This is a genomic window from Agromyces sp. GL_144 (genome assembly GCF_057834305.1).
The window spans coordinates 3,035,772-3,047,490 of record NZ_CM174399.1 but is presented as its reverse complement, the minus strand read 5'-3'; the positions used below and the strand labels follow the sequence as shown (position 1 = coordinate 3,047,490).

Below are 11,719 nucleotides of genomic sequence, written 5' to 3'. Positions count from 1 at the left end.
TGCTCCGGAATCGGTCTGGTGGGGGCGGAGATTCGTGCCCGCATCCGCGCCGGTGACACCGAGATCGCCGTCGGTTCGGATGGGCCCCGCACAGTCTATCCGGGACGTGCGGCGACCCCTCATCCTCGCGGCGACCAAGCTCATCCTCGCGCCGGGGTGCTCTCTGGCCGTAGCATGGCAGGAGCCGTCGCCCATATGGGGGGTGCGATGGTCGCAACGGGGGTTGTGCAATGGGGTGGAACCGTCTGGCGGGGATCCTCGCTTCGCTGAGCCTGCTGATCGGTCTGCTCGTGGCACTGCCGGCCGTCTCCGAGATGGGTTCGCAGCCGGCGGTGGCAGCATCCGGCGCGGACTTCGACCCGGGCGACATCATCAGCGACGGCGTGTTCTACGACAGCAGCACGATGAACGCCTCGCAGGTGCAGACCTTCCTGAACGCGCGCGTACCGTCGTGCCGGTCTGGGTACACCTGCCTCAAGTCCTACCGGCAGAGCACGGCTGCGCAGCCGGCCCGGTCGGAGGGGTGCGCGGCGATGGGCGCCACGTCCAACGAGACCGCTGCCTCGATCATCGTGCGCGTCGCCAAGGCCTGCGGCATCAACCCGCGCGTGATCATCGTGCTGCTCGAGAAGGAGCAGGGCCTGGTGAGCGACACGTGGCCGGTCGCGAGGCAGTACCGTTCGGCCACGGGCTACGGATGCCCCGACACGGCCGATTGCGACGCGAACTACTACGGCTTCTTCAACCAGGTGTACAACGCCGCGTGGCAGTTCAAGAAGTACCGTGCACGGCCGGACCGCAACTACGTCGCCGGCCGATGGAACACGATCCTGTGGCATCCGAACGCGGCCTGCGGCTCGTCGAGCGTCTACATCAGGAACCAGGCGACCGCCGGGCTCTACCTGTACACGCCGTACCGCCCGAACGCGGCCGCGCTCGCGAACCTCTACGGCACCGGCGACGGCTGCTCGTCGTACGGCAACCGCAACTTCTGGCGGATCTTCACCGACTGGTTCGCGAGCACGCACGGCACCGAGCCCGTGCTCATCAAGGGGGAGACCACCCCCGAGGTGTACCTCGTCTCGGCCGGGGTGAAGCACCACATCACGACCGCGGCCGACTACGCCGAGTTCCAGCGCGGGCTGGGCACCCGCATCGTCGTCAGCCAGGCGTACCTGAACTCGATCCCGACCGGCCGCACGGCCACGCTCTTCGTGAGGAACACGAAGTCGGGGGAGCTCGCGTTGATCCAGGACGGCACGACCCACTGGTTCTCGAACTGCACGCTCGTGGTCGCCTGGGGATCGAACTGCAGCGACGGATACCTGGACGTCACCGATGCCATCTTCACGCGGTTCAAGGCCGGGAGCGCGATGACGAAGTTCGGAACGGGTCCCGACGGGGTCGCCCGCATGCTCGAACGGCCGACGGCGATGAAGCTCGTCGGCGGTGCGCCGGCGGCGTTCAACGGCGGCAAGGCGCCGTTCCTCGCCCGCATCTCGGCGTCGCTGCTCGGCACGTACAAGAACGGGCGCACGCTCGCCGCCCCGCATTCCTACATCAAGTCCAAGACGACCGGGAACGTCTTCTACGTCGACGGTCGCGACCGCGTGCAGAACCTGCGCGACTGGACGTATGCCGGCGAGTACGGACTCGCCAAGACCGCCGTGGCGGTCGACGACGCCGTGATCGCCGGGTACAAGACCGCCGGCGACGTGGGGCTCATCGTGTCGTGCGATTCGACCGTGTACGCGGCGTCGAGCGGGGCGTTCGTGCAGCTCAAGGGCGGCGCGGGCGGACTCAAGGCGGCGCCGCTCGCCGGGGAGACGTGCAAGCTGCTGAAGAAGTCGGCCTCGGTGGTCAAGGGCCCGCTCTTCCTGCAGGCGAACGGCAAGCCCGAGGTCTACCTGGTGCGATACGGGAAGCTGCGGCACATAACGTCGCCGGCACAGCTCACCGCGCAGAACTACGGCACGTGGCCGACGATCGTGAAGGTCGCACCGACGACCCTCGCCAAGACGCCGACCGGTGGCGCCGCCATCGACATCGGCACGCTCGTCGGGTTCTCGGGAGATGCCAAGGCGTATCTCGTCAACGGCTGGCAGCTCGTGCATGTGCCCGACCTCGCGCTCGCCGACGAGTACCGGGTGCCTCGCAAGGTCCTGATGCTGCCCGCCGCGAGGCGCGACGGCTACATCGATGCCGCGCAACCGCTCGGGACCTTCTCGAAGTGCGGGTCGACCGATGTCTTCGCCGTCACCGGCGGGCAGCGCCAGAACGTCGGCGTGGTCGCCCTCGCGGCGAACCCGTTCACGACGCTGCACGCGTCGATCTGCGCCAAGATCCCGGTACGCACGCCGGCCATCGGCGGGCCGCTCTTCCTCGCGTCGGGCTCGAACTTCCGGGTGGCGGTCGCGGGCGGGTTCGCGCCCATCTCCTCGGCCGCGATGAAGGAGGCGAACGCGGGAGTCGCGCCGACGCCGTTGAAGGTGCCCGCCGGCGCGCTGTCCGCGCTCCCGGCACGCGGCAAGGCACCGGCGCCGGGAACGCTCATCAGGGGATCCAACTCGTCGGCCGTGGTGTTCGTCGACGGCACGGCCAAGCACGCGCTGCCGAACTGGGGTGTCGCCGCGGATCTCGGCATCGCCGGCCGGTACTCGATCGTGCATCCGGCCGAGCCCGCGCTCCTGAAGACGGAGACGCCGCCCCTCGGCATCTTCGTGCAGTGCGGCGGCCAGGCGTACGTGGCATCCGCCGGCGTGCTCAATCGCGCCACGCCCGAACTGGTCGCGGGCTTCGCCGTCACGGGCCTGTCGGATGCCGCGTGCAAGACGCTGAAGCTCACCGGAGCCGATATCCGCAAGGACCTCTACCTGAAGGATGCCTCGACCGGCATCGTCTACCGGCCGACGGCGGGCCGGCTCGTCGTGGTCGCGAAGGGAATCGTGCCGACAGGGGCGACCGTGCTGGGCATCGACACCCGCACGATCGCCGGGATGCCCAAGGGGTGAACGCGGGCGGAAGGCCCGGCATCGCGCCTTGGAGGCGGCTCTGCGACCGGCCGTGAGCTGTGGTCGGGCGGTAAGGTTTCTCGGCTAGTATGCCGTGGGGCTTCGGAGCAATCGAAGCCTTTTTCACATTCGGAGATCACGATCACATGACATCTGTCGATTTGACGGGGTTCCAGACCCCCGGTCGCGGTCGCGGCATCCTCGACGTCTTCAATCACGGCTATCTGCTGCGGTTGCTGATCCGCAAGGGCACCGCCACGCGCTACCGCAACTCGGTGCTCGGGTGGACCTGGTCGTACGTGAAGCCCGCGGCGCAGTTCTTCATCTACTACTTCGTCATGGGCGTGGTGCTGCAGTTCCACCGGGACGTCGAGAACTTCGCCATCTACCTCTTCGCCGGTGTGGTGGCCATCAACCTCTTCAACGAGGCCTTCGGCAACGCGACGCATTCGATCGTCGACAACCGGGCGCTCGTGCGCAAGATCTACCTGCCCCGAGAGCTCTTCCCGATCTCGACGATCATCATCGCCCTGATCCACTTCCTGCCTCAGGTCGCGATCCTCCTCCTCGCGTGCATCCTCGTCGGGTGGACCCCGACGTTCCTCTCGCTCGCGGCCTTCGTCATCGGGCTGGTCATCGTGCTCATGATCAGCCTCGGCCTGGGCCTGCTGTTCGGGGCCCTCAACGTGCGCTACCGCGATGCGCAGAACTTCGTCGAGATCATCCGGATGCTCTCCACCTGGGCTTCACCGGTGCTCTACACGATCGCGATGGTCGAGGAGGCGCTGAAGGGAACGTGGTTCCTGAGCGTCTACATGCTGAACCCGCTCACCACCGCGGTCGAGCTCTTCCACTACGCGTTCTGGGCGCCGACCACGAGCGGTGCGTCCGAGACGCTCTCCCCGGGGATCGTCAGCAACATCTTCATCTCTCTCGGCATCTGCGCGGTCCTGATCGTGATCGGGCAGCTCGTGTTCCGCCGGTTCGAACGGAGCTTCGCACAAGACCTATGAGCGAGACATTGACGCAGAAGCGCCCGAGCATCATCGTCGAGGGCGTGCGCAAGACATTCCAGATCCGGCACACGCACTCCATGAAGGAGGCGTTCATCTCGCGCATCCAGCGCAAGAAGGTCGGCGCCACGCCGTACAACGCGCTCGATGACGTGAGCTTCACGGTCGCCGAGGGCGAGTCGGTCGCCATCCTCGGGTTCAACGGGTCGGGCAAGTCGACGCTGCTGAAGCTCGTCTCCGGCGTGCTCGAACCCGATGCCGGCCGTGTTCTGACGCGCGGGCGCGTCGCGGGCCTCATCGAGGTCGGCGCCGGATTCCACCCCGAGCTCTCCGGCCGTGAGAACGTCTACCTCAACGCCGCCATCCTCGGCATGAACAAGGCCGAGATCGACGAGCGATTCGACGCGATCGTCGAGTTCTCCGAGATCGGCGAGTTCATCGACCAAGAGGTCAAGCACTACTCGTCGGGCATGTTCCTGCGCCTGGCCTTCTCGGTCGCGATCCACGTCGAACTCGACGTGCTGCTCGTCGACGAGATCCTCTCGGTCGGCGACGCGCCGTTCCGAAAGAAGTGCACCGAGAAGATCAACGAGCTCGCCCAGGCCGGCAAGACGATGCTCATCGTCAGCCACAACATGGCCATGGTGAAGGAGCTCTGCGAGCGCGGCGTCGTCATCAAGCGGGGCAGGAAGGTGTTCGACGGCCCGATCAACGAGGCCGTCGAGGCGATGAACGCGAAATGACCTCCCGCACCGCGGTGAACCTCGAACCGAGCTGGTTCGACGGGATCAACGCGGTGGACGTGCACTTCGACGGACGTCGCGTGTGGTCGGTCGCCACGGGATCCATCACCGCGGGGCGCCTGCGCTGGCCGAGTGCACTGCGTCCCCACCTCGTCGGTCGCACCACGATGACCCTGCACGACGCGGCCACCGGCCGAGAACTCGGCTCGGTGGATCTCCGCTTCGGGCGATCGCATGATCGCATCGAGCTCCGGGACTCCGTCGGTCGCCCGCTCGCGATGAACAAGTGGGACCGTCTCGGGCCGGTGTTCGAGGACGGCGACGTGGCGCTGCGCGAGCGGCTGCTGCAGAACTCGCGCCGCATCGTCGAGGTGCTCGAGGCCGGGGACTTCGACGTGTACATCGTCGGAGGCAGCCTGCTCGGGTACATGCGCAGCGGCGGACTCATGGCCCACGACGACGACGTCGACCTCGCGTTCCTCAGCGAGCACTCGAATCCGGCCGACATCGGCCTCGACGGCTTCCGCATGCAGCGGCTGCTCGAGGCTGCCGGGTACACCGTGGTGCGGCACAGCCTCACCCATGTCGAGGTCGACTTCTTCGACGCGGCCGGCCACGTCGAGCACTACGTGGACATCTTCACGGGGTACTTCCGTGACGGCCTCTACTGCCAGCCCTTCGCCCTGCGCGGCCCCGAGGTCGTGCGCGAAGACCTGCTGCCGGTGCAGCGGGTGGAAGTCGACGGGGTCGTGCTCCCGGCGCCGGCCCGCCCAGAGGCCTGGCTCGAATACGCCTACGGCCCGAACTGGCCGGTGCCCGATCCGTCGTTCGTGTTCGAGACCTCGCGGTGGACCAGTCGCCGCTTCGAGAACAGCTTCGGCGTGTTCAATCGAGGTCGGGTATTCTGGGAGAAGCACTACCTCTCGCTCGGCGGTCGGGTCAGGGCCGACGCCGACCGCTTCGATCGCGAGGCGGTCAGGGCCTGGGCGGACGCGCTGCCTGCCGATGCGCACGTGCTCGACGTCGGCTGCGGCACCGGCGAGGCGACCAATCTGATCGCCGAAGCGGGCCATGAGGTGATCGGCATCGACTTCAGCCACGAGGCGCTTTCGATCGCCGCTGCGCATGCGGCGTCGGGGGCGCGGTTCGCGTACGTGAATCTCAACGACCGACGCGACCTGCTCTCCCTCGGCGCCCGCCTCCTGGCTTCCGGAGACGTCTGGTACGTCCGCATCGAGGATGTGCTCCACGGGCTGACGAAGACCAACCGGCACTCGCTCTTCCACCTGCTCGAACTCGTGCTCCGGGGCGGCGCGGTGGCGACCGGCACCGTGCCGACCGTCCTCCCGTCCGACTATCGTCGCGGTGACCCGACGAGCTGGCACTATCCCGAGGAGTGGTTCCGCACGGAGCTCTCCAAGCATGCGCTCCAGGTCGAGTTCGGAGCGATGACCAGGCGCCACACGCCGCACGGCATCCGGGATGTGATCGCCTTCGTGATCCGCCCGGTGGCTGCAGCCCAGACCGTACCGTCGACGAGAGAGGACGATTCAGCATGAAGCGAATGCTCGGCAGCATCGCCGCACGAGTGATGCCCCGCACCTACCACAACCTCCAGGTGCTCTCCACGGTCGACCTGGCGAACGACTCGATGCTCGAACGCATGATCTCGTACGAGACCGAGGTACGCGAGCTCCGCGCCGAGCTCAACGAGGTGCGCCGCGACAACCGTCGGGTCGTCGAGCTCTACGACCTGGTCTTCGCACGACTCCAGGAGGACATGCCACTGCGCGCCAAGCCGGTGCCGGACGCGCCTCGGTGATCGGTCAGCGCACGTGCAGGCTCAGGTTCGCGTGGATGTTCGCGTAGACGTGCAGGCGCCGCCCCTCCGGGTTGGGATCGAAGCGGCCGACCGCCCGCAACGCCCGTTGGTTGACCACTCCGAAGAGCTCGTTCCTCGCATTGAAGTCCCATCGCCCCCGTGACATCGGCCGCCCGTGCCGCAGTGTCCCGGGCGTGAGCACGGCGATCGACGTGGCGGTGACGTCGGGATAGCCGGGCTGATCATCGACGGTCACCGTGGTCGCGGTCGGCACGAGCCAGGTCATCTTCGTCTCGCGTGATCGGAGGCCGATGCGCGTCGTCGCAGCTGCGATGTCGGCGTCGAGGTCGAGCAGCTCGGGTCCGAGTGCATCGGCGATCGGCGCAGGCAGGGCGCGCCGCACGCGGCCGTCCTCGACGGCGAGATCGAGGAACCCGCCGTGGTTCGCCGTCCAGAGCGTCTTGGTCTCGAGCCTGATGGCATCGCCTTCTTCGCGGGCGCCGAGCGCGAAGGTGACGCCCACGATGTCGTCGTCGAACCCGGCGAGCGTCTGGACGAGGTCGACCCTCCCGAGCCGGAGCAGGCGGGCCCTCGCCGCGAGGTGACGCGTGAGGCGGGCCTGCAGTCGCGGGTCGAGGAACTCGTCGACCAGGGCGCGGGAGCGGGTGAGCACCAGGGCGCGGTCTTCGAGCGGGCGTCGGAGCAGGCCGGGACCGACCGCGGGCAGCACCCGTTCGCGGAACTGGTGCAGCAGCAGCCGGTCGTGCTGATCACGGTGCTCGGGCGCGCCCAACGCCGTGTCGATGTGGCGCACGACGCGTTCGAGGGCGCTCCACCATTCGTCGAGGTCGCGACCGAAGCCGGTCGATGTCGTGTGCCCGGCGCGAACCCAGTGATAGAACGGCTCGTCGGAGCGGATGCTGACGCCGTGCATATGACGGGCGACGTCGATGTTGAAGCTGACGTCCTCCCAGAGCTGTCGGCCACCCTCGGGGAACCGGATGCCGAACTGCCGCAGGAGCGAGGTGCGGTAGAGCTTGTGCGGGTTGGTCGGGATGAGCGGATGGACGCCCCGGCGCTGCGTCGCGTCGTCGTGGTCGCCGTCGAAGGCGTCGAGCGCCCACTTCGCCTGATCGGTGCGAGCCTCCTTGCCCGCGAAGACGTCGACACCGGTGCGTTCGAGGGTGCTGACCGCCGTCTCGAGGGAGCGGGGGTAGAGCTCGTCGTCGTGGTCGGCGAAGAGCACGTACTCGCCACGGGCGAGATCGATGCCGACGTTGCGAGGCCGGCTGGGCCAGCCGGAATGCTCGATGCGGTGGAATCGCGCGTTCGGATGGTCGCGCACGCGCCCCGCGATGTCGGCGGCTTCGGAAGCGGGAGATCCGTCGTCGATGACGAGCACCTCGAACCGGTCGGACGGCAGCGTCTGCGCGCGCAGCGAGGCGAGCAGCCGTTCGAACCCGGGTCCCGGCCGATAGGTCGGGATCACGACGGTGACGAAGAGCCGTGGCGCGGTCGGGGATTCAGGCACGGGCGATCACCAGCTCCGCGGCATCCGCTCGAGCATGGAGGCTCCACGCGGGCAGGTCGGTGCCCCGTTCCGACGGCCTCCAGTGATACCTCCCGGGCCCGGGCAGCTCGAGGGCGGCGGTGACACCCGGCGTGCCGCGACCCGGGCCTGCCGCCCGGTCCGATGCCTCCGCGGCGGAGAAGCGCACCGGGAATCGCACGGGCGGGTGCTCCTTGCGGAGGAGGAGTCGTGCGACGCCCCTGAGTCGTGACGGCAGGCCGGCACGCCGATAGGACAGGAGGATCCAGCCGCGCCCCCCGGCGTCGCCGCTGACCGGGACCCCCGGCAGGCTCAGGGTCACGGTGACCCCGCCGGCCGTCGTCGTGGTCATGCGAACCGAGGCCGGTGTGGCGCCGTCGAAGATCGAGGCGACGTGCCCGCCGAGATCGACGCTGAGATGACCGTCGCGGTTCGTGTAGGCGACGGCCGTGCGCCCGTCGACGAGCGCGGGCAACGCGCCGGCCGTCGAGCGCACGCGCGGATGCTGGAGTCGGCCGACGCGATCGATGCGGAGGAAGACATCCCAGACCTGGTCGTCGAGCGCGGGCATCGCGGTCGCCCGCGCATCGAGTTCGCCGTCGACGCCGAACGTGAAGCGCGCCTCGGCGCCGTCGGGCGTCGGCACGAGCGCGCGGTCGGTGATCGTGCTCGGCACGGCCCACCCGATGCGCGACGTGCGCCCCCGCACGGTGAACGTCGCGGTCGTGGCGTCGAGCTCGGAGGCGACGTCCGCATCGAGTTCGGATGCCTCGCCGTCGACCTCGCCGTCGATCTCGACCTCGCTCTCGACCTCACCCTCGTGATCGAGACGGTCGAGCGCCGACAGGAGGTCTGCGGATGCCGCGAGCACGCGTTCGCCCTCGAGGCGGAAGGTGCCGCCGCCCGGGAGCCTCGGAACGGTGTCGCCGGTCACGTGCAGCACGAGGCGCCCGTCGTTCCAGTGCGCCCGGTCGAGGACCGGGACGGCGAACCGGTCGGTTCCGGCCGTGGAGGCCGCGAGGGCGAGCACGTCGGCGTCGCCGGAACGCAGGGCGGCGGCGACGAGTCGCGCGCCACGGTCGAGGGCGCGGTCGTCGTCGGCATCGGCGAACCGGGCCTGGAGGGCTCGCGCGCGCTGCTCGATCAGCTCGCGTTCGCTCTGCGGCCGCTTCAGGAACTCCGGCCCGAACGATCCGAGAATGCGGCTGCGGTACTGGTGACGCCGGAGCTGCGTGCCCTGCAGCGTGTCGTGGCCGAGCTGCTCGACGATGGCGTCGAGTACCCGCTCGAGATGCCGCCACCAGTCCGGGTCCGAGCGACGGAACGTGCTCGACCCGCTGCCGCCCGTCTGCACCCAGTGGTAGAAGGGCACCGATGAGAGCGTCGCGATGGTGCTCGCATGCGCCGCGACCTGCACGTTGAAGACGATGTCCTCCCAGAGCACGCGGCGCCCCTCCGGGAAGCGGATGCCGTGCTCGCGCAGGAACGCCGTGCGGTAGAGCTTGTGGGGGTTCATCGGCACGAGCGGATGCGCGTCGAGCCTGCCGACGTCTTGCGCGGAGTCGGCTCGGTACGTGTCGAGCGCCCAGCCGGCGTCCTGCGTGCGGGCCTCCTTGCCGTTCAGCACATCGGCGCCGTGGTCACGGGCGTACGAGGCGGCGGCGCGCAGGGCGTCGGGGTAGAGCTCGTCGTCGTGGTCCAGGTAGAGCACGTACTCGCCGACGGCGAGGTCGGTTCCGACATTGCGCGGTCGGGAGGCCCAGCCCGAGTTCTCGATGCGTTGGACCCGTACGTTCGGCCGTGTCGAGGCGATGCGCTGCAACCGCTCGACCGTGTGGTCGGGCGACCCGTCGTCGACGAAGATCACCTCGAACCGGTCGGCCGGCAACGTCTGGGCATCGAGCGAGCGCACGAGGCGGTCGAGCCCGTCGCCGGGGGAGTACGTCGCCACGACGACGCTGACCTCGGGCGTGCGCCCGCCCTCCTCGGGGCCGCTGCGGGGTTCGTGCATCATGACCGGTCAGTCGGATCCGACCAGGTGCTCGGCGATGAGCCGGGCGGTGCCGAGGTCTTGCGGCGTCGTGATCTTGATGTTGTTCACGTGACCTTCGACGATGCGCACGGACGTGCCGCAGAACTCGGCCACGAGGTCGGCGTCGTCGCTCACGCGGTCGTAGTCGGACTCGACGGCAGCGGAATAGGCCGCTTCGAGCAGGTGTCGGCGGAACGCCTGCGGTGTCTGGCCGAGCCACGAGCGCGCGCGATCGAGCGACCCGTCGATGAAGCCGTCGTCGTTGACGAGCTTCACCTGCACCGTGCTCGGCAGGCCGAGCATCGCCGCGCCGTGCTCGGCAGCAGCCGCCACCACCTGATCGATGAGATCGGGCGTCGGGAACGGACGTACCCCGTCGTGGGTCAGCACGATGTCTCCGGTCGTCGCGGCGAGTCCGCGCATCGCGGAGAGGTGGCGCTCGGCGCCGCCCTCGACGAGCACGACATCCAGTCGGGCCGTCTCGACGAGGATGCGACGGTACTCGGGTTCGTGCTCCCGACTCACCGCGACCACGACTTCGTCGACGATCGGCGTCATGATCGCCCTGACGGTGCGCTCGATCACCGTCACGCCGTCGATCGTGGCCAGGAGCTTGTTCGAACCGAACCTGGTGCCCTTGCCGGCGCAGGTGACGATCGCCGAGACCCGGTCATCGCCGTGCATCAGCGGGCCCTTCGCAGTTGCGCCGCGAAGCTGCGGATGCCGTCGAGCTCGGCCTCGGCATCGAGCAGGTAGTGCCCGGAGGCTCCGAACAGATGCGCGTGCTCGGTGCGCATGTCGCGCGTGTACATCGCGGCGAACGGGTCGGGCGGGCCGGGGTCGTTGGCCGACACGTCGATGCCGAACGCCTGCTCGGCGACGTCTCGGTTTCGCAGCGGGGGGGTCGCGAGGTTCACCGCATCGAGTCCCGCGTCGAGCGCGACGCCGATGTCGCTCCAGAGGCGGCGGACGTCGTAGTACTGGAACTCGGCTTCGGGCCGGATGAACTCGACGCGGTAGTCGTTGGCGAGGTCGTGCACGATGCCCTTCTTCAGGCCGTCGCCGTAGAGCTGCGGAAGCCGCATGACGAGCGTGTCGTGCTCGGCGACGAGCCGGCGCTCCTGGTGCAGGCGGTTCGCTCCGTACGGCGTCAGACCCGAAGGGTCGGTCGGCGTCGACTCGCTCGGGCTCGAGCCGCCCGGGTAGACGCAGACCGTCGAGATGACGACCAGCCTGCCGATCTCGACCCGGCCGAGCCGATCGGCGAGCCCCTCGACCTCGGCCAGGTCGTGCTCGCCTTCGCGGTTGATGCGGTGGGAGTCCGCCCGGTTGCCCGCGGTCACGACGAGGTCGAACGATTCGCCCTCGATCTCGTCGATGTTGCTCGTGTTGTAGACCGCGTCGAATGCGTGCCGTGACGCCACGTTCGAGCCGACGAAGCCGGTGTGGCCGATGAGAGCACTGCGCACGGATGCCTTTCGTTCGACGCGAACGTGACAGGCGATCGGCCCGCGCCGGGTGTCTCGGGTTCCGGTCGAGCCGAAGCCGG

The 11,719-nt window shown here is 68.8% G+C and carries 9 protein-coding genes; 5 read left to right on the top strand and 4 right to left on the bottom strand.

Features of this window, described 5'->3' with window-relative positions; translation table 11 throughout:
* Window positions 1-230 precede the first annotated feature (230 nt).
* The 5 genes from AC3IPY_RS13940 to AC3IPY_RS13920 all read left to right on the top strand — a co-directional run bounded on the left by AC3IPY_RS13940 (window position 231) and on the right by AC3IPY_RS13920 (window position 6,589).
* Entirely contained in the window at window positions 231-3,011 is a 2,781-nt protein-coding gene (locus tag AC3IPY_RS13940; RefSeq protein ID WP_489184875.1) for a hypothetical protein, read from the top strand.
* Window positions 3,012-3,157: 146 nt separating this feature from the next.
* Window positions 3,158-4,024: an ABC transporter permease gene (locus AC3IPY_RS13935; protein WP_489184874.1), complete on the top strand. Its 867-nt coding sequence runs from the start codon at window positions 3,158-3,160 to the stop codon at window positions 4,022-4,024.
* The gene (locus AC3IPY_RS13930) at window positions 4,021-4,767 is read left to right on the top strand and encodes an ABC transporter ATP-binding protein (RefSeq protein WP_489184873.1); all 747 of its coding nucleotides are present in this window, start codon (window positions 4,021-4,023) and stop codon (window positions 4,765-4,767) included. Before AC3IPY_RS13935 ends, AC3IPY_RS13930 begins: the two co-directional genes overlap by 4 nt.
* Window positions 4,764-6,326 carry a class I SAM-dependent methyltransferase gene (locus tag AC3IPY_RS13925; protein WP_489184872.1) on the top strand — a complete coding sequence of 521 codons (1,563 nt, stop codon included), beginning with the start codon at window positions 4,764-4,766 and terminating at the stop codon, window positions 6,324-6,326. The genes AC3IPY_RS13930 and AC3IPY_RS13925 overlap by 4 nt, the downstream gene beginning before the upstream one ends.
* The gene (locus AC3IPY_RS13920) at window positions 6,323-6,589 is read left to right on the top strand and encodes a hypothetical protein (RefSeq protein WP_489184871.1); all 267 of its coding nucleotides are present in this window, start codon (window positions 6,323-6,325) and stop codon (window positions 6,587-6,589) included. Before AC3IPY_RS13925 ends, AC3IPY_RS13920 begins: the two co-directional genes overlap by 4 nt.
* Before the next feature lie 4 nt (window positions 6,590-6,593).
* Here AC3IPY_RS13920 and AC3IPY_RS13915 read toward each other — a convergent pair whose 3' ends face one another.
* From AC3IPY_RS13915 to AC3IPY_RS13900, 4 genes are read right to left on the bottom strand one after another with little or no spacing between them, the layout of a single operon-like run.
* On the bottom strand, window positions 6,594-8,120 hold the full coding sequence (locus AC3IPY_RS13915; protein WP_489184870.1) for a glycosyltransferase family 2 protein: 1,527 nt from the start codon (window positions 8,118-8,120) through the stop codon (window positions 6,594-6,596).
* On the bottom strand, window positions 8,113-10,152 hold the full coding sequence (locus tag AC3IPY_RS13910) for a glycosyltransferase (RefSeq protein WP_489184869.1): 2,040 nt from the start codon (window positions 10,150-10,152) through the stop codon (window positions 8,113-8,115). Before AC3IPY_RS13910 ends, AC3IPY_RS13915 begins: the two co-directional genes overlap by 8 nt.
* Window positions 10,153-10,158: 6 nt before the next feature.
* Window positions 10,159-10,854: an IspD/TarI family cytidylyltransferase gene (locus AC3IPY_RS13905; RefSeq protein ID WP_489184868.1), complete on the bottom strand. Its 696-nt coding sequence runs from the start codon at window positions 10,852-10,854 to the stop codon at window positions 10,159-10,161.
* Window positions 10,854-11,639 (bottom strand): NAD-dependent epimerase/dehydratase family protein, encoded by a 786-nt coding sequence (locus tag AC3IPY_RS13900; protein ID WP_489184867.1) that lies wholly within the window; start codon window positions 11,637-11,639, stop codon window positions 10,854-10,856. The genes AC3IPY_RS13905 and AC3IPY_RS13900 overlap by 1 nt, the downstream gene beginning before the upstream one ends.
* Window positions 11,640-11,719 lie beyond the last annotated feature (80 nt).